This window comes from Pseudomonas sp. HB05, assembly GCF_016756915.1.
GTDB lineage: Bacteria > Pseudomonadota > Gammaproteobacteria > Pseudomonadales > Pseudomonadaceae > Aquipseudomonas > Aquipseudomonas alvandae.
This window is the reverse complement of record NZ_JAESPG010000009.1, coordinates 125,736-145,244: the sequence shown is the minus strand read 5'-3', so window position 1 is coordinate 145,244 and position 19,509 is coordinate 125,736. Positions and strand designations below refer to the sequence as shown.

Here is a 19,509-nt window from a genome sequence, read left to right as displayed (position 1 = left end):
TGGCGCTACGGGCCGGGGGATTGGACCCTAGAATGATCCCTTCATGACGAGGGATTTCTAGATGCAACTCAAATGGCTGGACGACCTCCTGGCGATCGCCGAATGGAAAAACTTCTCCCGGGCAGCCGAAGTCCGCTGCGTGACGCAATCGGCTCTATCGCGACGTATTCGCTCGCTTGAAGAATGGGTGGGCGTCAAGTTGGTGGACCGTGGCACTTATCCGGTCCAGTTGACGGCGGCGGGGATCACTTTTTGCGATGAGAGCAGAGAGGCACTCGCCGGGCTGTTGAGGTTGCGTTCGGCCCTGCGCGATGTGGAGCGGATGCCGGGGCGCTCGATCCAGATCACTGCGGGTCACAGCCTGTCGATGACTTTCTTGCCCAAGTGGCTCGCGCAATTCCAGCAACACAACGAACAATTCAATGCCCGGGTGGTTGCCGCCAATATCCATGACGCCGTGATTGCCCTGGAGGAAGGCAGCTGCGACTTGATGATGGTTTATCACCATCCATTGGCGCCCATCCTGTTGGACGCCGAGCGTTTCGGCAGCCTGACCCTCGGTCATGATTCATTCATTCCACTCTGTGCACCGAACCGCAAAGGCGAACCCCTGTTCCCATTGTCAGGCCGCTCCGGCAAGGCCGTGCCGTACCTCGCCTACACGGCCACTACGTTCCTGGGTCGCGTCGCCGACATCGTCATCAAGAACGGCCCGACACCGACTGCGCTGGAACGCTGCTATGAGGCCGACATGGCCATGCTGCTGATGCGCATGGCGGTTGAGGGCTACGGCGTGGCGTGGCTGCCACAAAGCGCAGTGGCCGATGAGCTGGCGCGAGGGCTGCTGGTCAGGGCCGGCGATGAGCAATGGAGCACGCGATTGGAGATTCGATCGTACTGCACGAATGCCAATCGCAATCCAACGATGCGCAAGCTCTGGAAAACGCTGGAGGGCGCGTCGCTGCGCTCACCCGCCTGACATCGCCTGGTAGTACTGCGCCATGTAATCGACGAACACTCGCACCTTGGCCGGCAGATGCCGGGCGTGAGGATAAAGCGCGTAGTAGTGCCGTTCCCCAAGGGTGTGCTCAGGCAGAATCCGCACCAACCTTCCCGCCAGCAGGTCATCCTGCACCGTCGCCAGGGTAAATGCGGCAATGCCACCACCCGCCAAGGCACAGGCGTGCAAGGCAGTGATGGTGTCTGTGTGAAACGTGCCGTGACAGTCCAGGGTAATCGATTCCCCCTTCGCATTGGCGAGCGTCCATTGGCCAGCCGGTCCATAGGTGAGTAGCCGATGGTCGTTGAGTTCGGCAACGCTGCGAGGCAAGCCACGCTTGAACACGTAGGCCGGCGCCGCGACCAACACCAACGGCGATACGCTGAGCAACCGCGCGACCAGGCTGCTGTCGGCCAGGGGCCCACAGATGCGTAGCGCCACATCGAATCCCTCGGCCACCAGATCGACCAACGGATCGGAGCAAGACAAATCAATCTGGATGTCTGGGTACTGCGCCTGGAAGGCTGGCAACCAATGCGCCAGCTCCAGCGTACCGACCACCAACGGCGCGCTGATCCGAAGCAGCCCGGACGGACGCTCGCGTTCCTGCGTGACAGCTTGGGACGCGGCATCGACTCGATCAAGAATATCCACGCAGGCTGCGTAGTACCTTTCCCCCGCCGCCGTAAGACTCATGCGGCGGGTATTGCGATTGATCAGACGCACGCCCAACGCGGATTCCAATTGCTGCAAATGTCGGGAGACCGACGAGTGCGTGGTGCCCAGCCGCTCGGCGGCGGCTGTAAAACCCTGGGCCTCGACGACGCAGCGGAACACGCGCATGGCGAGCATCTGATTCATGGGGTTAGCGCACCGGTAGCTTGATGATTTCGGCGGTGTTCATCACATCGCCGAACGTGTCCTCGATTTCGGCGAGCGCGGCCTGGTGCAAGGCGTCCTTGTCGGTCGACTCTCCGTTGACCCGGGTAATCGCGCGGGTGGCCGATGCATCGGCCGCCACCAACACGTTATAGCTCAGCGGCGCCGCATCCCGGGCTGCGCCCGCCACGCACGCATGTGTCATGAGACCGGAGACGATCACGTTCTCAATACCCGCGGCTTTAAGACGCTTGTCCAGATCGGTACTGCCAAACACGCTGACGGTGGTTTTCTGCAAAACCGGATCCTTGGCCCTGGGCTGCATGTCGGGGTGGAATTTCACGGTTTCACCGTCGATGGCGAACACTGGCGAACCAGCGGGTGCAATGTGCCGGACATGGTAGACGGGCATCTTGTGTTCATCGGCGAACTCGATCAGCTTTCGGGCGTTGGCCAGCGCTGCCGGGCCGTCGGGGATCGGCATCTTACCGGTGAAGTATTCGTTCTGGAAATCGATCACCAGTAACGCGGTTTTACCGGCAGGCAACTGGCTGACCGGCACTGCGCCGGACATGGCGCGGATAGTTGGATGAGTTTCGGCCGAGGCGCCGGCGCTGGCGAGAACGCCTGAGATTACACAGGCGGAGAGGAAACGACGGGTAAAACGCTGCATGGACAGTTCCTTCTTTCGTGGAGTGAATGAAGGGAATGCTAGGGCCATGACCGGCACCCGAACACAGCGTGGGCGGCACAGGACTTGTTTAGGATTTGCACAGGTGAGCCGTGATCGGGGCGTTGCCGCTCGCTAAAGGACGTCGACAAACCCGTGGCGAGGGAGCTTGCTCCCGCTCGGCTGCGAAGCAGTCGTGAATCGGCGGGTGCGGTGTGTCTGACATTTCGAATTCGCTGGTTTAGGGGCCGCTTCGCGCCCCAGCGGGAGCAAGCTCCCTCGCCACGGGTCCATCGTTTTATCCAGCATCAAGGGCGACCCTGGCAAGGTCGCCGACTGCATCAAGACGCGAGAAGTTGTGCCTGTAAATGTCGTCCGATCACATCCAGCAAATCACAACCGTCGCGCAGAGGGATTGCCAATACCTGCGCGAAGTCGTGCAGGACGACGGCGTCGGTGCTGATTTCGGAACGCATCGCGAGGTTTTCGAGCAGTTGCGTGACAGCGGCGATTCGGTAGGCAGCTGTGTCGTGCAGCACGTCCAGAGGTGCTTCCGTGTCGATCAGAAGGGCGTGGAAATTGTTTTCGATACCGGTGATGGGCATGTAGCGGGACATGGGTGTTTCTCCTGCAGAGTTAGGTGTCCTAGGCTTAAAAGGGCTTCCACACCCTGCCGCTGAATTTGCAGCGACGGAAGGAATTTAACGTGCGGGGCAATTGGCGGATAGTCGGCGGGGAGCGACACGATTTGAGGGAAATTTCCGATGGGTATGTGCTCCTGTGGAGCGAGCAGCGATACGGATAACCTCAAAGACCAATTCTGAAACGAATGCACCTCCAAATCGCAAGGCTAGAAAAACGGCTTCGTCGTATGGTTGAGGCCATCGCCTTGGTTAGCCAAATGAAAGGAGCTGACACCGGGTCTTTTTTATACATATAGAATATGCATAATGAAAACATTCAGAGTTCAGTATGACTCGGTAAAAAACGTTGCGAACAAAAAGAAACACAAGGTAAGCCTAGCGGACGCCGAGGCCGTATTTTACGACGAGGTGGCTCTTGAACTAGAGGACAACGACCATGACGAAAAGCGCTGGATTATCATCGGCCAAGATGCCACCGGGCGTGTCCTCGTTGTCGCATATACCTACCGAGAGCCGGATTTCGTGCGTGTCATCAGCGCGCGCGTAGCGTCCAAAAATGAACTGCGCCAGTATCTGGGAGGGTAATCTGTGAAAGAAGAATACGATTTCGGCACCGCCAATCGCGGTCCCGTTGCAAGCAGCAAAGGCAAGACACGCATCACCATCATGCTTGACGATGACGTGATCGAAGCTGCTCGCGAGCGCGCCGAAAACGCCGGCATCGGCTACCAAACCGTCATCAACAATCTGCTGCGTCAGGCCCTTGTGTCTGAAACTGCCCACAATCTGGCACCAGCGACCCAAAAACGGGCGCGAACAATCAAACCCTACGCAAACGGTATCACCCGATCTGATGTGAAGGATTTGGAGAAACGGTTAGCCGCCATGACTGAAGAACTGCATAAGATGATGGATGCACCTAAGCCCGGCAAAGCCAAGGCATCGGTATGACGTGAGAAATCGGGATCCATTTAGAGGCACTGTTTCAATCCAGCGCCTCTACCTGGCTGCCCACAATTATCCGCTTCCCTACCTTCTCCCCCACCTCCAGAGCCTGCCCATCCCTCTGCTTCCCCTGCCGCGCCTGCCCCACCAACTGCGGAATCAAATCCCCTTCCGGCAAGTGCTTCCAGAACCGCCCCGGCATGTGCTGGCGCAACGCTGTAGGGTTGAGCCTCGCCGGGTTGAAGATGTGCCGATAATAGGTGCGCCACAATTCCGCGCCGGGGTCTTCGGCGTGGCGGGCCCATTGTTGCCATTGCTCGGGGCAACGGCGCTGGTAGTCCAGCGAATGCCCATCGAAACGAATGCCGTCGCGGGGCGTTGCGATCAGCCAGCGTTGTCGGCCCAATCGCTCGGCAAAATGCCCGCTCGCGCTTTCAAGGATGTCGTGGGCCGGCTGGTGGAAAGCCACCAGGTCCAGTTGCAGTTGTTCAGCGACCGCAGGCGGCAAGGGTATGAAACGCACGAATGCATGAAAGTGATGGGCTTCGCGACTGACCTGCTTGATGCGCCGTTGCAGCTCGCTGCCCAATCGATCACCGGCGAGCATAGCGGTGCGATCACCATGGGCGACGCGCCAGAGCACTTCGTACAACAGGTTCCAGCGTTGTTCGCCCTGGTAGCGACTGGCCTGTTCCAGTTGTCCCAACAGACCCGCCGGGACGCGTGTCTGGAACGGTCCCGGGCCTTGCGGCAATGCCGCCGGCACGGCCAGCAGGTCAGCCATGGGGCCTTGGGCCCAGGTTACGTCGCTGGGGTCGATTCCGTGGCCCAACAGTGTTCTGGCCTGACTACGCCAGGTGCTGAAATCGTCGTCGCAATCCAATGCAATCACGCCCACAACCCCATTTGTACGGGCCGCTGCGGATCGCGCAAGCGCGCTCGGAGCAAGCCGCTGCGCACCTGGCCGTCAGCGGGTCGGTAATCGCTGGTCACAATGAACGGACGGGCCTTTTCCAACACGCAACGCAACTGCACCAGGTCGTCGTAGCGAATCCGCCGTTCCCTGCGCAGTGCCACCAGGCGTTGCACGCTACGAAGGCCGATGCCGGGAATACGCGCGAGCAAGGCCGGCTCGGCACGGTTGAGGTCGAGTGGAAACACATCGCGATTGGCCAACGCCCAGGCCAGCTTGGGGTCGATGTCCAAGTCCAGGTTGCTGGACGTAGTCAACAGCTCGCCCGCCTTGTAGCCGTAGCCACGCATCAGGAAGTCGGCTTGGTAGAGCCGGTGCTCGCGCAGCAAAGGTGGCGCGGCGAGTGGCACGCTGGCGGGGCTTTCGGGGATCGGGCTGAAGGCAGAATAATAGACCCGCCGCAATCCGTAGCCTTGATAGAGCGACTCGGCATTGCTGAGGATGGCGTGGTCATCGGTGGCATCCGCCCCGACGATCACCTGGGTGCTCTGCCCGGCCGGGGCAAAGCGAGGCGCCCGCGGTTCGCCGGCCACTGCCTGTTGACCGTCGTGGATGGTGCCCATGGCCTGGCGAATCGTCTTCAATTGCTTTTCCGGCGCCAGGCGCTTGAGGCTCACCTCGGAGGACAATTCGATATTCACGCTCAGGCGATCCGCCAGCCGCCCTGCCTCTTCGATCAATAGCGGATCCGCGTCGGGAATGGTCTTGAGATGGATGTAGCCTCGAAAGTGATGCTCCTCGCGCAGCAACCGCGCCACCCGGACCAGTTGCTCCATGGTGTAGTCGGCCGAGCGAATGATGCCGGAGCTCAGGAACAGACCGCTGATGCAATTGCGACGGTAGAAATCCAGGGTCAGCCGGACCACTTCTTCGGGTGTGAAACGCGCCCTCGGCACGTTGCTGGAGCGACGGTTGACGCAGTACTGGCAGTCGTACAAGCAGAAATTGGTCAACAACACCTTGAGCAGCGATACACAGCGCCCATCCGGCGTGTAGCTATGGCAGATCCCCATGCCGTCAGTGGCCCCAAGCCCGTCCCGACCACGCGAACTGCGCTTGGGAGCACCACTGCTGGCACAGGACGCGTCATATTTGGCGGCGTCGGCAAGAATGCCGAGCTTGGCGATAAGCTCCATGGAAGATTCTCAAATACTGTATGCATGCACAGTATTTGGAGATTGACCGCGATGCAAGCTCCGCTGGTCAATCCAACCAACGAGCAGAGTGTGACTGGTGGATTCATCGGCACCATGATGGGCTATAATCCGGTCATTCACGCGATTCGAGGTCCAACCCCATGGGCACTGTCAGCCTTGAAACAAAAAAGGCCTACGCGGCCAGGACGCGCAGGTCCAACTACGCGGCCAGCCTGCGCCTGGAAGGTTTCAAAGTGTCTTTCGAGGACGGCGAACGCAAGCTGCCTTCCCGTGAAGATGTCTTGAAAACCTTCACCAAGACCCGAGCCTGATGCCGGACAAATATGGCGTCGGCGAGGACGCCTACTGTTATCCCGGCTCCACGGTCCTGCGCAACAAACTCGATATCCGCGACGAACCCACCCTGGGCGAAGCCGAACAACAACTCTCGGCCATCGCGGCAAGCAACGTCGAATTCACCCCTCCTCCTTACAGCCTGGCTTACCTCCAGAATATCCATCGCGCCTTGTTCGCCGACTTGTTCGAATGGGCTGGACAGTTGCGAACCGTCGGCATGGCCAAGCAGGACACGCGTTTCTGCCAACCCGAATACATGGAAAAGGAAGCCAATAAAATCTTTGCCAGGATGGCAGCGGCGAACTGGTTCGAAGGGATGGGCCGAGCAGAACTGATCGTGGCCGTGGCGGATGCGTATTCCGATATCAACGTCGTTCACCCCTTCCGCGAAGGCAATGGCCGCGCCCAGCGCATCCTGTTCGAGCACCTCATCATGAACGCCGGTTTCGAAATCAGTTGGTGGGGCATCGAAAAAGACGAATGGATCAGCGCCAACATCGCGGCCTACAACTGCGTACTCGAGCCTATGGAAACGGTTTTCAAGAAGTGCATTGGACAGCCGATACAATCCCGACCATAAGTTATCTGCACTTCCTCGCTTAAGTGATACATTCCGTGCCAGCCAACCCTGCCGAAACCCTCTGTATGTACCGGATTGCCTCCTTTCCCCCAAACGAGCAAGGCCGAGACTTTGTCGTGGGCGACGTACATGGGCATTTCAAGCTTTTGGCGAAGGCCTTGGACAACCTCGAGTTCAATACCGAAATAGACCGGATTTTTTCCGTAGGCGACCTCATCGATCGCGGCCCCGACTCCGAAGATGTATTGAATTGGCTTGGAAAATCCTGGTTTCACGCGGTACGCGGCAACCATGAGCAAATGGTGATCGACGGCATCCGCGGCCACGGAGACAAACCCAGGCACATCCGCAACGGCGGAGCCTGGCTCTACGCGTTGAACCCGGCCATCCAAGACCAACTTCTAAAAGCCCTTCAAGCACTTCCACTCATTATCGAAATCGACTTATCGGCTAATAAAACGATTGGAATCGTACATGCCCAAGCGCCGTTTTTCGGGCTGGATAATGATTGGCAAGGTGCGAAAGACGCCATTACCGGGGCACTCGGAAAGCAGGTTCAACAACAAGCCTTGGCGGAAGCCTTGTATGCCCGGGACAGGATTGAACAGCAGGACCCTACTCCCATAAAGGGCATCCACGAACTCTATGTCGGACATTCATCAGTCCCCACCGTCACGCGCCTCGGCAACATTGTCTATGTGGACACTGGCTGCTCCTTTTCCGACGGAGCACTGAGCCTGGTGGAAATCAGCAGCCAATCTGTTTTCAGCATAGGCATGACGCAGTGAGGTAAGGGACTGCCTCGCTCATCGGTCCAGGGCCGACGGCATTCGCTGCCGTCCCATACCTGATAAACTGTGCGCCCTTCGCATCCGCCTCCAGATTCCCATGCCTCTTCAAGAAACTTCGCAACAGTCCGTGTCCCGCCGCTTCAGCGTCGCGCCGATGATGGACTGGACTGACGCCCACTGCCGCTACTTCCTGCGCATCCTCTCCAAACACGCCCTGCTCTACACCGAAATGGTCACCACCGGCGCCCTGCTCAATGGCGATCACGAGCGCTTCCTGCGCCATCACGAAACCGAGCATCCGCTGGCCCTGCAGCTGGGCGGCAGCGTTCCCGGCGACTTGGCCGCTTGCGCCCGAATGGCCCAGGAGCACGGTTACGATGAGGTCAATCTCAACGTCGGCTGCCCAAGCGATCGGGTGCAGAACAACATGATCGGCGCGTGCCTGATGGGGCATCCAGAATTGGTGGCCGATTGCGTGAAGGCGATGCGGGATGCGGTGTCGATCCCGGTGACGGTCAAGCATCGGATCGGGATCAATGGTCGCGACAGCTACGAGCAGTTGTGCGAGTTCGTCGGGACGGTGCGTGACGCCGGCTGCACCAGTTTTACCGTGCACGCGCGGATTGCGATCTTGGAGGGGTTGTCGCCGAAGGAGAATCGCGACATCCCGCCGCTGCGTTACGACGTGGTAGCGCGGTTGAAAGCGGATTTTCCTGAGCTGGAAATCGTGCTCAACGGTGGGATCAAGACGCTGGAGGCCTGCCACGAGCATCTGCAGACGTTTGACGGTGTGATGCTGGGTCGCGAGGCCTACCACAACCCGTATCTGCTGGCCGAAGTGGATCAGCAGTTGTTTGGCAGCACTGCCCCCATCATCACTCGGGCCGAGGCCTTGGCAAAGCTGCGGCCGTATATTGCCGATCACTTGGCGAACGGCGGTGCCATGCACCACATCACCCGCCATGTGCTGGGACTGGGCACGGGATTCCCGGGCGCGCGGCGGTTCCGGCAGTTGTTGTCGGTAGATATCCACAAGGCCAAGGATCCGTTGGCGCTGCTGGACCAGGCGGGGCAGTTGCTGGAAGGGCGTTAACCGTCACTTGCTTTGAACCTGCGCGCGGTTTTGGCATCGTATTTACCGACAGTTGCCCCGGCCATTCAAACAGCCGTTTCCAGGTTGTTGCCGCTGGGGCCATCGATACCTCTTCACGCCCTTGAGTGGCTGCCAGCCCTCGGGTAATGTCAACGGACCCATAGGACAGAGCACGCTCATGACTTCCAAGCTGGAACAACTCAAGCAGTTCACTACCGTCGTGGCCGATACTGGCGACTTCGAAGCCATCGCCCGCATCAAGCCCGTCGACGCCACCACCAACCCTTCCCTGCTGCTCAAGGCCTCGGCAATGCACGGTTATGCCGAGCTGCTGAACGCCTGCGTGGCGGACTGCAAGGGCGACGTAGGCCTGGCCAGCGACCGCTTTGGCGTCGCGGTGGGCCAGGAGATTCTGAAAGTGATTCCCGGGCGCATCTCCACCGAAGTGGATGCACGCCTGTCGTTCGACACCGAAGCCATGCTCAAGCGAGCGCATCGTCTGGTCGACCTGTACGAAAAAGCCGGCATTGGCCGGGACCGCGTCCTGATCAAGATCGCTTCGACCTGGGAAGGCATCCGCGCCGCCGAGAAACTGGAGCGCGAAGGCATCCAGTGCAACCTGACGCTGCTGTTCTCCTTCGCCCAGGCCGCCGCCTGTGCCGATGCCGGGGTATTCCTGATCTCGCCGTTCGTGGGCCGTATCTACGATTGGTACAAGAAAGCCAACGGCAACGACTACACCGGCGCGGACGACCCGGGCGTGCAGTCGGTGACGCGCATCTACAATTATTACAAGTCCAATGACTACAAGACCGTGGTCATGGGCGCAAGCTTCCGCAACCTCAACCAGATCGAACAACTGGCCGGTTGCGACCGCTTGACCGTCAGCCCTGAACTGCTGGAGAAACTGGCCACCGATGAAGGCAAGCTGGAACGCAAACTGGCGCCTGGGCAAGCTGGAGAAGCGCGCCTGAGCCTCAACGAAGCGCAATTCCGCTGGTTGTCCAACGAGGACGCCATGGCGACCGAGAAGCTGGCTGAAGGCATCCGTCAGTTCGCCCGGGACCAGGAGAAGCTGGAGGCGTTGCTGCAAGCCAAGCTTTGAGCCGACTCGCAAGGCATGAAAAAGGGCGAACCTTGGTGGGTTCGCCCTTTTTTTATGCGGCTCAGCCTGAGAAATCTGGCGTCTGTGCAGGCCATTCGCGAGCAAGCTCGCTCCCACAGGAGAATTAGGGGCAGCTCCAAAGGCTGCGGCCCAACGCAAGACACTGTGGGAGCGAGCCTGCTCGCGAAAGCGTCAATTCGGTCTACACACGCTCAAGAATCAAGGCCGCTCCAGCGCATTCACCAGGTCATGGAACGCTTCACGATTGGAATCGTTCAGCCCCATGAGGATCTTGTGGGCTTCAAGCACCTTGATCCGCACTTCCTCTTCGGACTGGTCCTGATCAGGCAGGTCATCCAGGCATTCCGGACACGGAACCGGATCGCCAACGATGTTGAACACCTGGTCGAAGCCCATCGATTGGAGAAGACGGGTAATGTCGTTGTGGGTGGTGACGACAGTCGGCAACAGGCCAACCTTTTGCCGCGACAGGATCGACAGCTTGGCCAGCAGGCCCAAAGTGGTGCTGTCGATGCTGCGGGTTTCGGTCAGGTCGATCACGATGGCGTTGAAGTTCAGCGCGGTGAAGATCTTCTCGATTGTCGCATCCAGCGCCGAACACAAGGTCAGGCGCACTTCACCGACAAACTTCAGGACAAAGGTGCCGTCCTGCTCGGCGAACTGGATTCTACCGGTACTCATCAAAGGTTCCTGCTCAACACTAACAGGGCGATATCATCCGGCATCTCCCCTAGCGTGGCTAATCCAAACACTTGGCGCAGGCCTTCCAGGCTGCCGCCCGCCGCACTCACCCGCTCAGGCAAGGCCGCTTCTTTCTCTTTGAGTGTAGGTTCTGACAAAAGGTCCAGAATGCCATCAGACATCAGCGTCAAGCTGAACGTCGGTGGCAGCTCCAGAATGTGGTCTTCGTAGGTGGCCTCGTTGAACAGGCCTACCGGCAAACCACGCCCTTCCAGGTAACGAACACTGTCAGGTGTATACAACACAGGCAACGGCAGGTGACCGCCGATGCTATACGTCAACAAACCAGTCTCCTCGTCGATGACTCCACCGACCATCGTGACGTGTTTGCCCAGCTTACAGCTGATCAGGCCCCGGTTGATATGCCCAAGGACTTCCGAAGGCTTGAATTCCGGCAACGTACCGTTGCGCTTGGATTCGAACAACAGCCGCGTGGTCATGAATTTGAGCAGTACCGTCACGAATGCCGACGAAGCGCCGTGGCCGGAAACATCCGCCAGGTAGAACGCCACTCGTCGCTCATCGACGCGAAAATAGTCCACGAAGTCGCCCGACAGGTACAACGACGGGATGATCTGGTGGGCAAAGCGGAAATCGTCGACGGTCCAAGGGCTGACCGGCAGCATGTTCATCTGCACCTGGCGCCCGGCGTTCTGGTCTTCCTGCAGCAGGTTCAGGCTGGCTTCGAGCTCGCGGTTGGCGGTTTCCAGCTTTTCGCGGTAGCGCTGGTTTTCCACCAGCAGGCGCGAACGATCCAAGGCCCGACGCACCGAGTGCTCGAGCACCGCGAGGTCTTCAAGGGGCTTGATCAGGTAATCCGCCGCGCCCAGGCGCAAGGCCTCGACTGCATCGTTCATGACGCCCGCGCCCGACACCACGATCACTGGGGTCTGCGAGGAGATCTCGGTGACCTGGCGAATGAGTTCGAGTCCGCCCATCTGCGGCATGCGCAGGTCGCAGATGACCAGGTCGGGCTTCTCCTGTTCGAATACCTGAAGACCCTGTTGGCCGTTACTGGCCTGCAAGACGCTGAAACCACTGTCTTCCAAGTAGGCGGCGAGACTGGCTCGCACCACTTCGTCATCATCGATTATCAGCAGCGTGGCACTGGTTTTTGGCATGTGGGCAAACGGCGCCAGAATTAGGTTGGCGTAGCGGGCGGGGCGGCATGGCCTGGCACGCACTACTGGATTCGCTTTCTAGCCTCTCTGTCGTACCGGCTTCAGGCCTTTGCCCTACACACGGTTACACAGAGGTGCCCTTCTAAGGCGCAGACGGTACTCCCATCCGCGGGGCGTTTCAAGCTCATGCAGACGGTCGCTTGCCGTCATCATTTGTCAAAGTACAGAGAGTTATAAGAACCGAGCGAAGCGTAACTCAATGGAAGGACCAAACCCGCTCAAACGTGACGTCGATGCAAAGAAGGCGGCCTTTCGGGCCGCCTTCCGCGCTCTACGGGACGAGATCAAAAATCGTCTTCGACCTGGCCATCCTTGACCTTGAATTCGCGGTTCTGCAGGAACGCGTTGCGAATGAAGACGTATTTGTCGCCGCTCACCAGTTTTTCCGCGGACAACAGGCTGGCGCGGGTATCGACAATATTCAGGCCCCAGATCGAATTACGCACCGAAACGTTGTCGATGTAGGGATAAGGCGTGGTGTAGCTGTCCACCAGCTTGGCCGGCGCATCACGCAAGGTGCTCGGCCCCAACAACGGCAGCATGACGTACGGCCCGCTGCCCAGCCCCCAATAGCCCAGGGTCTGGCCAAAATCCTCATCGCTGCGCTGCAGGCCCATTTGAGTGCCCACGTCAAAGAAGCCCAGCAGGCCGAAAGTGGTGTTGAAGATCAATCGGGCGGTGTCGACCCCGGCGGCGGCCGGCTTGGCTTGCAGCACGTTGTTGGCCAGGTTGCCGACATCGCCGATGTTGCGGAACATGTTGTGGATGCCGTCCTCGAGGAATTGCGGCGTCACGTATTGATAACCCTGGGCCAGCGGCTTGAGCGCGTAGGTATCGATGGTGTCGTTGAACGTGAAGATGGGACGGTTGATGCTTTCCCAAGGGTCTTCTTCCGTGGCGGCCTGACTGGCGAACGGCACCAGCAGGACGCTGGCGGAAAGACACAGCTGAGCTAGACGATGGCTCCAGCGCATAGGGAAAAACTCCTTGGATTGATCAGGCAAGGGCGCCGAGCCCAGGCGGTGAGGCCGCTAGTATAAGACGGAACTCGCGGATAGGCAGCATTGAAAAAGAAGCTCCTGTAGGAAGATTCCACAACGCGCCGCCTTCATTTTCCTGTCACCGGACTGTCATCGCGACCCGTTAGGCTGCGAGTTATTTCAAGGACGTTCCCATGCCGCGCGCCGAAGCCCTGCCCCTCCCCGCTCCCAGTCTTACCGCTGTACTGTTCGGCCTGAGCGGATGCCTGGTGGATTTCGGATCGCGCATTCGCCAGCCAGGGGCGACGCCCACGGATCACGCCCAACCGACACCCGGCGCCCTGGAAAGCCTGCAACGCTTGCAGCACCTGAATATCCCCTGTGCCTGGCTCGACGAACTGCCTCCTGCCGTCAGTCATCGGCTGGCCGCCACGTTGCCTGGGTCGATCAAAGCACCGCAACTTCCTGCAACAAATAATCCTTGGCCAGCGCCACATGCCTGTTGGCAAGCGCTGATGGCGTTGGATGTCCAGCAACTGGACGGCTGTGTATTGGTCAGCGGCGAGCCAAGGCTGCTGCAATCAGGGCTCAACGCGGGATTATGGACCATCGGATTGGCCTCCTGCGGCTCGTTGTGCGGCCTGTCGCCGGCCGAGTGGCAAGACCTGAGCCAACAAGACCGGGAGATCAAGCGCGCCAAGGCGACCGTGCAATTGTTCAGTCTAGGCGTGCATTCGGTGATTGATCACCTGGGCGAACTGGACACTTGCCTGGCCGACATCAGCCTGCGCAGGCAAAAAGGCGAGAAGCCCTGACCGGGATCATGCAGGGCACGTGAGTGTGGATTACTCTTAAGGCAGGCCATGGACTTTTGACGCTGCGTCGCGGTCCATGGCAGTGCCTATCAATAAAGGGAGTACGCCAATGCCTGCCCGCGACTTGCAAGAACAGCTCAACACACTGCGCGAGCAATTGGACCAGAACCCGCCGCTGTCTGAGCCAGAGCGCGAACATCTGCATGAGTTGATGGCGCAGATCGAATCCCAGATCGAACTGGAAAACCAGGTTCAGGACAACAATCTGGTCGACGGGGTGAACCTGGCCGTAGAGCGCTTTGAAGTGGAGCATCCAACGATTGCTGGAACACTGCGCAATATCGTCAATACCTTGGGCAGCATGGGGATCTGAACCCTTCAAACATTGAAAAGCCCCGCTAGCGATAGCGGGGCTTTTCAATGTCCACGATCCAAATGCAATTCCGTATGGGAACGGGCTTGCTCGCGAAAGCGGTGTGTCAGCCAAGACAATGTTGAATGTGCCACCCTCATCGCGAGCAAGCTCGCTCCCACATTTTAGAGTCTCATTGGCGAACCAGGCGATGGTTCGGCAACGTCACCTCTTCAGTGCTGCGATACGGATTGATATCCAACCCACCACGCCGCACATACCGCGCGTACACGGTCAATTTCTCCGGCTTGAGCAAGCGCTGCAGGTCGAGAAAGATCCGCTCGACGCACTGCTCATGGAAATCCGAATGCTGGCGGAAGCTGACGATATAGGCCAGCAGGCTGGCATGATCCAGTGCCGCGCCACGGTACTCCACCGCCACGCTGCCCCAATCCGGCTGGCTGGTCACGGGGCAGTTGGACTTGAGCAGATGGCTGTGCAGGCTTTCCTCCACAACGCGCGAGTCATCACAACGCAGCAGCTCCGGACGCGGATGCTCGTAGGAGTCGACGCTGATGTCCAGTTCGTCAATGCAAACCCCAGGCAGTGCCACGACGCCTTCGCTCTCTACATCCTTGAGGCTGCGAATGCGCACGGCCACCGGTTTGCCCGCCGCTGCCGATAGATCCTGGCGCAAGGTCGCTTCCAGGCTCGCAGTGTCTGCGAACGGCGTCTGGTTCAACGAGTTCAAGTACAGCTTGAAGGACTTGGATTCGATGATGTTCGGCGAATCCGCCGGGATCGCGAACTCACCGATGGCCACCACTGGCTTGCCGGACGGCAACAGCCAGGACAATTCGAAGCAGTTCCAGAAGTCCACGCCTTTGTACGGCAGGGTCTCGGCCGTCAGCCCCAACTCCGCCCACTTTGCGGTACGCGGGATGGGGAACAACAAGGACGGCGTGTACGTAGCGATGTATTCGCTGGATTTGCCCAGCGGCGAATGTTCGGCTGCGGGATGCATGACGGAAACCTGACTGAAGAATCAGCGGATTCTACCAGCCTTTGCCACCGCCTTGAGCGTTTACTGACTGACTGTCAGGTCGCCTTTCATCCCGGCTTGATAATGGCCGGGCACATTGCAGGCGAACTCCAGGCGAGTGGCCTTGCTGAACGTCCAGGTCAATTCGCCGGTCTTGCCTGGCTGCACAAGTACGCTGTTGGGGTCGTCGTGGTTCATCCCGCCTTTATCCCCGTGGCTCATGGCGGCATGGTCCATGCCCGATTGCATCCCAGTGGGAGACAACATGCCCTCTTGTTGCATCTTGAGCATCTCCTGCTGGTGCTCCGCGTGCATCGCCGCATCGCCCAGGTTGAACTCATGCAACAACTGCCCTTTGTTGACCAATACAAACCGCACCGTCTCGCCGGCCTTGATGTCCAGCGTCTTGGGATTGAATGACATGTCGCCCATCACCACTTCGATACTGCGACTGGCCTTGGCTGCCGGCGCGGGTTGGCCAAAATCAAAGTGGCCCGGCGACGCCCAGGACGACACACTCAACGCCAGCACAGAGGCGGCCAGGACCAGGCGATTTATCATCAACATGTTCATACTCCAGCAAGAGAAGGGTTCAACTTGCCGAAGACTCTAAGCAGGCGCGACTGCCAGTTGACTGACATTTGCATTACAAGTTTGTCAGGTTGGCCCGCCTGCCCATGCGCCACGGTATAACGCCCTGGTACAAACACCGCCTCGAGCCGCCCATGAAACTGCTGATTGTCGAAGACCAACTGAAAACCGGCCAATACCTGCGCCAAGGCTTGAGCGAAGCCGGCTTCAACGCCGACCTGGTGGCAGACGGTATCACCGGCCAGCAATTGGCCCTGAGCGATGAATACGCGCTGCTGATTCTCGACGTGATGCTGCCCGGTCGCGACGGCTGGCAGATCCTGCAAGCCGTGCGCGGGGCCGGCCTGGACACGCCAGTGCTGTTCCTGACCGCGCGCGATGCGGTACAGGATCGCGTGCATGGGCTGGAACTGGGCGCCGATGATTACCTGGTCAAGCCCTTTGCCTTTTCCGAACTGCTGGCCCGGGTGCGCAGCCTGTTGCGCCGTGGTAGCTCGACGCCCCAGGAAACCAGCCTGCAACTGGCGGACCTGCGCCTGGACTTGATCCGGCGTCGGGTTGAGCGCAGCGGCCGACGTATCGACCTGACTGCAAAGGAGTTCGCCTTGCTGGAGATGCTGCTGCGCCGCCAGGGGGAGGTACTGCCAAAATCGCTGATCGCCTCGCAAGTCTGGGACATGAATTTCGACAGTGACACCAACGTCATCGAGGTGGCGATCCGCCGCTTGCGGCTCAAGGTCGACGACGAGTTTCCCAACAAGCTGATCCACACCGTGCGCGGCATGGGCTATGTCCTTGAAGAGCGCAGCCTGTGAGCCGGTGGTCACTGAGCAATCGGCTAGCGCTGCTCTTCGCCGCCTGCACCGCCGTCGTGTCGCTATTCGCGGGCGTGTTGTTCAGCCGCGGCAGCGAGGCGCACTTCGTGGAGCTGGACCGACAACTGCTCGAAACCCAACTGATCGGCGTACGGCGCGCCGTGCAAGACACCCACGGACATGATCCCCGGATGCGCCTGGACGATGAGTTGAGCCGCCAGGCGGACCTGACCTTGCGCATCAAGGACAGCAACGGCACCCAGTGGCATGGCAGCCCGATCCCGGCGCCGCCCGAACTACCGGAACGCCCCGGCCTGTCCACGCTTCGCGATGCAGACAATGACTATCGGGTGCTGAACGCGCTGCTGTACCCCGATCGCACCGACTCACCCCAACTGACCTTGTTGCTGAACATCACCCATCACCAACACTTCCTGCAACGCATGCAGCGGCTGATCTGGCTAACCGTCGGCCTCTCGGCACTGGCCACCGCCCTGCTCGGTGCCTGGGCGGCCCGGCGTGGCCTGCGCCCCTTGCGACGCATGGGTGCGATCGCCAGCAGCGTTTCGGCCCGCTCCCTCAATGCCCGGCTGCCGGAAGAGCATATGCCCGTCGAACTGGCGGAATTGGCCCGCAGCATCAACGACATGCTCGGTCGCCTGGACGATGCGTTTCAACGCCTCTCTGCGTTCTCCGCCGACATCGCCCATGAACTGCGCACGCCGCTGTCCAACCTGCTGACCCACACCCAGGTCACCCTCACCCGCGAGCGTTCGCTGGAAGACTATCGCGAGGCATTGCACGGCAATCTCGAAGAACTGCAGTGGATGGCGCAACTGGTCAACGACATGCTGTACCTGGCCAAGGCTGATCATGGCCTGCTGGCGCTCCATCGCGAACCGCTGCAATTGGCCGAGGAAGTGGACATCTTGCTGGACTTCTTCGCGCCCCTGGCCGAGGACTTCAATGTACGCCTGGGTCGCGACGGTGAGAGCCTGATCGAGGGTGACCGCAACATGCTGCGCAGGGCCCTTTCCAACCTATTGGACAATGCCCTGCGCTTCACCCCCAGTGGCGGCGAAGTGCGCGTGCGGATTGTCGATGTGGGTCAAGGAGTGAGCGTGTGCGTGGAGAACAACGGCGAAGGCGTTCCAGCGGATTTGCTACCACGCCTGTTCGACCGTTTTTATCGCGCCGACCCGTCCCGCCAGGAAGGCAGCAGCGAACATGCAGGACTTGGGCTGGCCATCACCCGCTCGATCATCCGCGCCCATGGAGGAGATATCAGATGCGAATCGGCCGAGGGCTGGACGCGGTTCGTGATTGAACTGCCCAAAAACAAGTGAGGCGAACAAATCTGTGGCGAGGGGATTTATCCCCGTTGGGCTGCGAAGCGGCCCCCTTCATCAGGCCTGACACACTGCGGTGGCCGAAGGATTAGGGGCGCTTCGCACCCCAGCGGGGATAAATCCCCTCGCCACAAGGATCGCGCAGTCGTTCCTGGATTATCAGGAATACCGCAACGCCTGCGCCGGTTCGATCTTCGCCGCGCGCCATGCCGGATACACGGTGGCGAGGAAGCTGAGGATGAACCCGGCAGAGCAGATCAGCACTACGTCGCCACGCTGCAACTCCGAAGGCAGGTTGCTGACGAAATACACGTCGGAACTGAAGATGTGCTGCCCACTGACCCGTTCCAGCCAGCCCACCAGCTCACTGACATTCAACGCCGCAATCACCCCCAGCACGCCACCGATCAACGTTCCGACGATGCCGATCACCGTGCCCTGGACCATGAAGATCGCCATGATCTGCCGCGGCGTGGCGCCGATGGTGCGCAGGATGGCGATGTCCGCGCCCTTGTCGTTCACCACCATGATCAGCGTGGCGATGATGTTGAACGCCGCCACCGCGACGATCATCAGCAGCAGCAAGCCGATCATGGTCTTTTCCATTTTCATGGCGCTGAACAGGCTGCCCTGGGTGTGGGTCCAGTCGTCGGCCTTGTAGTTCGCGCCGAGACCGGTGGCGATGTCGCCGGAGACCTTCGGCGCCGCGTACAAATCTTTCACCGCCAGCCGCACGCTTTGCACCTGGTCCGGCTGCCAATGCTGCATCTGCGCGGCGTCAGCCAGGTGGATCAGCGCCATGGAGCCGTCCAGCTCGGCGCCGACCTTGAACACACCGACCACGTTCAGGCGCTGCATCCGTGGCGTGATGCCCCCCGGTGCGGTACTGACTTCCGGCACGATCAAGGTGAGCTTGTCACCGACATTCAGGCGGAAACGCCGGGCCGTGATCTCGCCGATCACCACGCCATATTCACCCGGCTTGAGGGCGTCGAGGCGCCCCTGGACGATATGCTGGGCGACGATGGACACCTTGCCTTCCTGCGCCGGATCGACACCACTGATCTGGATCGGCTGCATCGACCCCTTATGGCTGAGCATGCCTTCCATTTCCGTGAACGGAACGGCAGCGGTGACTTCGGGATTCTTCAGCGCGGCGGCAGCTACCGGCTGCCAATCGTCGATCGGGTTCACGCCGACGATAGTGGCGTGGGGGACCATGCCAAGGATCCGCGAACTCATTTCACGCTGGAAGCCGTTCATCACCGACAACACCACGATCATCGCCAATACGCCAAGGGCGAGGCCGATCATCGACGTCATGGAAATAAACGAAACAAAGCGATTGCGGCGCTTGGCGCGGGTATAGCGCGTGCCGATGAAAATCGATAACGGTCTGAACATTCGCTGGGCACCGTATGAAAATAAAAGACCCGGCGCCTGCATCAG

At 59.8% G+C, this 19,509-nt stretch carries 23 protein-coding genes; 12 read left to right on the top strand and 11 right to left on the bottom strand.

The features are described from left to right. The first annotated feature begins 61 nt into the window (after positions 1–61). Positions 62–979 (top strand): LysR substrate-binding domain-containing protein, encoded by a 918-nt coding sequence (locus tag JMN22_RS11215; protein WP_198797810.1) that lies wholly within the window; start codon positions 62–64, stop codon positions 977–979. On the opposite strand, the gene JMN22_RS11210 is transcribed toward JMN22_RS11215, so the two are convergent. The 3 genes from JMN22_RS11210 to JMN22_RS11200 all read right to left on the bottom strand — a co-directional run bounded on the left by JMN22_RS11210 (position 968) and on the right by JMN22_RS11200 (position 3,166). Continuing rightward, entirely contained in the window at positions 968–1,861 is an 894-nt protein-coding gene (locus JMN22_RS11210; RefSeq protein ID WP_198797811.1) for a LysR family transcriptional regulator, read from the bottom strand. The two genes, JMN22_RS11215 and JMN22_RS11210, sit on opposite strands and share 12 nt — an antisense overlap. Positions 1,862–1,865: 4 nt before the next feature. After that, positions 1,866–2,552, bottom strand: coding sequence for a cysteine hydrolase family protein (locus JMN22_RS11205; protein ID WP_033864494.1), 687 nt, complete (start codon positions 2,550–2,552; stop codon positions 1,866–1,868). Between the two features lie 338 nt (positions 2,553–2,890). Continuing rightward, a complete protein-coding gene (locus JMN22_RS11200) occupies positions 2,891–3,166 on the bottom strand; it encodes a hypothetical protein (protein WP_198797812.1) in 276 nt (91 codons plus the stop codon). Positions 3,167–3,499: 333 nt separating this feature from the next. On the opposite strand from JMN22_RS11200, the gene JMN22_RS11195 reads away from it, so the two are divergent. Beyond that, entirely contained in the window at positions 3,500–3,778 is a 279-nt protein-coding gene (locus JMN22_RS11195) for a BrnT family toxin (RefSeq protein ID WP_198797813.1), read from the top strand. 3 nt (positions 3,779–3,781) lie between these two features. After that, positions 3,782–4,144 carry a BrnA antitoxin family protein gene (locus JMN22_RS11190; RefSeq protein WP_198797814.1) on the top strand — a complete coding sequence of 121 codons (363 nt, stop codon included), beginning with the start codon at positions 3,782–3,784 and terminating at the stop codon, positions 4,142–4,144. A gap of 34 nt (positions 4,145–4,178) precedes the next feature. Here JMN22_RS11190 and JMN22_RS11185 read toward each other — a convergent pair whose 3' ends face one another. Continuing rightward, a complete protein-coding gene (locus JMN22_RS11185) occupies positions 4,179–5,036 on the bottom strand; it encodes a TIGR03915 family putative DNA repair protein (protein ID WP_198797815.1) in 858 nt (285 codons plus the stop codon). Beyond that, positions 5,027–6,247 (bottom strand): putative DNA modification/repair radical SAM protein, encoded by a 1,221-nt coding sequence (locus JMN22_RS11180; RefSeq protein ID WP_198797816.1) that lies wholly within the window; start codon positions 6,245–6,247, stop codon positions 5,027–5,029. Before JMN22_RS11180 ends, JMN22_RS11185 begins: the two co-directional genes overlap by 10 nt. A gap of 161 nt (positions 6,248–6,408) precedes the next feature. Here JMN22_RS11180 and JMN22_RS11175 point away from each other — a divergent pair, with 161 nt between their 5' ends. The 5 genes from JMN22_RS11175 to tal all read left to right on the top strand — a co-directional run bounded on the left by JMN22_RS11175 (position 6,409) and on the right by tal (position 10,173). Continuing rightward, entirely contained in the window at positions 6,409–6,579 is a 171-nt protein-coding gene (locus tag JMN22_RS11175) for a YhfG family protein (RefSeq protein ID WP_085987050.1), read from the top strand. Continuing rightward, positions 6,579–7,184: a putative adenosine monophosphate-protein transferase Fic gene (locus JMN22_RS11170; RefSeq protein ID WP_198797817.1), complete on the top strand. Its 606-nt coding sequence runs from the start codon at positions 6,579–6,581 to the stop codon at positions 7,182–7,184. Before JMN22_RS11175 ends, JMN22_RS11170 begins: the two co-directional genes overlap by 1 nt. 116 nt (positions 7,185–7,300) lie before the next feature. Then, complete coding sequence (locus JMN22_RS11165) at positions 7,301–7,972, top strand: metallophosphoesterase (protein ID WP_334597298.1); 672 nt, start codon at positions 7,301–7,303, stop codon at positions 7,970–7,972. 100 nt (positions 7,973–8,072) lie between these two features. Beyond that, entirely contained in the window at positions 8,073–9,068 is a 996-nt protein-coding gene (dusA, locus tag JMN22_RS11160; RefSeq protein WP_198797818.1) for a tRNA dihydrouridine(20/20a) synthase DusA, read from the top strand. A 178-nt stretch (positions 9,069–9,246) separates the two neighbouring features. After that, positions 9,247–10,173, top strand: a complete 927-nt coding sequence (gene tal / locus JMN22_RS11155; protein ID WP_198797819.1) for a transaldolase — start codon at positions 9,247–9,249, stop codon at positions 10,171–10,173. 219 nt (positions 10,174–10,392) lie between these two features. On the opposite strand, the gene rssC is transcribed toward tal, so the two are convergent. From rssC to JMN22_RS11140, 3 genes are all read right to left on the bottom strand, one after another. After that, positions 10,393–10,875 (bottom strand): anti-sigma factor antagonist RssC, encoded by a 483-nt coding sequence (gene rssC / locus JMN22_RS11150; RefSeq protein ID WP_181286889.1) that lies wholly within the window; start codon positions 10,873–10,875, stop codon positions 10,393–10,395. Beyond that, complete coding sequence (gene rssB, locus JMN22_RS11145) at positions 10,875–12,056, bottom strand: two-component system response regulator RssB (protein ID WP_030139975.1); 1,182 nt, start codon at positions 12,054–12,056, stop codon at positions 10,875–10,877. The genes rssC and rssB overlap by 1 nt, the downstream gene beginning before the upstream one ends. 344 nt (positions 12,057–12,400) lie before the next feature. Beyond that, on the bottom strand, positions 12,401–13,090 hold the full coding sequence (locus tag JMN22_RS11140; protein ID WP_030139974.1) for an MlaA family lipoprotein: 690 nt from the start codon (positions 13,088–13,090) through the stop codon (positions 12,401–12,403). A 200-nt stretch (positions 13,091–13,290) separates the two neighbouring features. Here JMN22_RS11140 and JMN22_RS11135 point away from each other — a divergent pair, with 200 nt between their 5' ends. Further along, positions 13,291–13,911 carry an HAD family phosphatase gene (locus tag JMN22_RS11135; RefSeq protein ID WP_198797820.1) on the top strand — a complete coding sequence of 207 codons (621 nt, stop codon included), beginning with the start codon at positions 13,291–13,293 and terminating at the stop codon, positions 13,909–13,911. 109 nt (positions 13,912–14,020) lie between these two features. Beyond that, positions 14,021–14,284, top strand: coding sequence for a DUF4404 family protein (locus tag JMN22_RS11130; RefSeq protein WP_198797821.1), 264 nt, complete (start codon positions 14,021–14,023; stop codon positions 14,282–14,284). 172 nt (positions 14,285–14,456) lie between these two features. Here JMN22_RS11130 and queF read toward each other — a convergent pair whose 3' ends face one another. Continuing rightward, positions 14,457–15,287, bottom strand: coding sequence for an NADPH-dependent 7-cyano-7-deazaguanine reductase QueF (queF, locus tag JMN22_RS11125; protein WP_030139971.1), 831 nt, complete (start codon positions 15,285–15,287; stop codon positions 14,457–14,459). A 60-nt stretch (positions 15,288–15,347) separates the two neighbouring features. Next, complete coding sequence (copI, locus tag JMN22_RS11120) at positions 15,348–15,872, bottom strand: copper-resistant cuproprotein CopI (RefSeq protein WP_030139970.1); 525 nt, start codon at positions 15,870–15,872, stop codon at positions 15,348–15,350. Between the two features lie 158 nt (positions 15,873–16,030). On the opposite strand from copI, the gene JMN22_RS11115 reads away from it, so the two are divergent. Beyond that, positions 16,031–16,711 carry a heavy metal response regulator transcription factor gene (locus tag JMN22_RS11115; protein WP_030139969.1) on the top strand — a complete coding sequence of 227 codons (681 nt, stop codon included), beginning with the start codon at positions 16,031–16,033 and terminating at the stop codon, positions 16,709–16,711. Continuing rightward, positions 16,708–18,057 carry a heavy metal sensor histidine kinase gene (locus tag JMN22_RS11110; RefSeq protein WP_198797822.1) on the top strand — a complete coding sequence of 450 codons (1,350 nt, stop codon included), beginning with the start codon at positions 16,708–16,710 and terminating at the stop codon, positions 18,055–18,057. The genes JMN22_RS11115 and JMN22_RS11110 overlap by 4 nt, the downstream gene beginning before the upstream one ends. Positions 18,058–18,219: 162 nt before the next feature. Here the strand turns inward: JMN22_RS11110 and JMN22_RS11105 are convergent, their stop codons facing one another. Then, positions 18,220–19,464: a lipoprotein-releasing ABC transporter permease subunit gene (locus JMN22_RS11105; RefSeq protein WP_198797823.1), complete on the bottom strand. Its 1,245-nt coding sequence runs from the start codon at positions 19,462–19,464 to the stop codon at positions 18,220–18,222. Between the last annotated feature and the right edge of the window lie 45 nt (positions 19,465–19,509).

Bases quoted from the DNA above. Each gene is read 5' to 3' on its own strand.
- JMN22_RS11180 (WP_198797816.1), bottom strand. From the start codon at position 6,247: ATGGAGCTTATCGCCAAGCTCGGCATTCTTGCCGACGCCGCCAAATAT.
- dusA (WP_198797818.1), top strand. From the start codon at position 8,073: ATGCCTCTTCAAGAAACTTCGCAACAGTCCGTGTCCCGCCGCTTCAGC.
- JMN22_RS11105 (WP_198797823.1), bottom strand. From the start codon at position 19,464: ATGTTCAGACCGTTATCGATTTTCATCGGCACGCGCTATACCCGCGCC.
- JMN22_RS11200 (WP_198797812.1), bottom strand. From the start codon at position 3,166: ATGTCCCGCTACATGCCCATCACCGGTATCGAAAACAATTTCCACGCC.
- rssC (WP_181286889.1), bottom strand. From the start codon at position 10,875: ATGAGTACCGGTAGAATCCAGTTCGCCGAGCAGGACGGCACCTTTGTC.
- JMN22_RS11205 (WP_033864494.1), bottom strand. From the start codon at position 2,552: ATGCAGCGTTTTACCCGTCGTTTCCTCTCCGCCTGTGTAATCTCAGGC.
- JMN22_RS11170 (WP_198797817.1), top strand. From the start codon at position 6,579: ATGCCGGACAAATATGGCGTCGGCGAGGACGCCTACTGTTATCCCGGC.
- JMN22_RS11195 (WP_198797813.1), top strand. From the start codon at position 3,500: ATGAAAACATTCAGAGTTCAGTATGACTCGGTAAAAAACGTTGCGAAC.
- JMN22_RS11130 (WP_198797821.1), top strand. From the start codon at position 14,021: ATGCCTGCCCGCGACTTGCAAGAACAGCTCAACACACTGCGCGAGCAA.
- JMN22_RS11140 (WP_030139974.1), bottom strand. From the start codon at position 13,090: ATGCGCTGGAGCCATCGTCTAGCTCAGCTGTGTCTTTCCGCCAGCGTC.
- JMN22_RS11135 (WP_198797820.1), top strand. From the start codon at position 13,291: ATGCCGCGCGCCGAAGCCCTGCCCCTCCCCGCTCCCAGTCTTACCGCT.
- tal (WP_198797819.1), top strand. From the start codon at position 9,247: ATGACTTCCAAGCTGGAACAACTCAAGCAGTTCACTACCGTCGTGGCC.
- queF (WP_030139971.1), bottom strand. From the start codon at position 15,287: ATGCATCCCGCAGCCGAACATTCGCCGCTGGGCAAATCCAGCGAATAC.
- JMN22_RS11115 (WP_030139969.1), top strand. From the start codon at position 16,031: ATGAAACTGCTGATTGTCGAAGACCAACTGAAAACCGGCCAATACCTG.
- JMN22_RS11210 (WP_198797811.1), bottom strand. From the start codon at position 1,861: ATGAATCAGATGCTCGCCATGCGCGTGTTCCGCTGCGTCGTCGAGGCC.
- rssB (WP_030139975.1), bottom strand. From the start codon at position 12,056: ATGCCAAAAACCAGTGCCACGCTGCTGATAATCGATGATGACGAAGTG.
- copI (WP_030139970.1), bottom strand. From the start codon at position 15,872: ATGTTGATGATAAATCGCCTGGTCCTGGCCGCCTCTGTGCTGGCGTTG.
- JMN22_RS11175 (WP_085987050.1), top strand. From the start codon at position 6,409: ATGGGCACTGTCAGCCTTGAAACAAAAAAGGCCTACGCGGCCAGGACG.
- JMN22_RS11215 (WP_198797810.1), top strand. From the start codon at position 62: ATGCAACTCAAATGGCTGGACGACCTCCTGGCGATCGCCGAATGGAAA.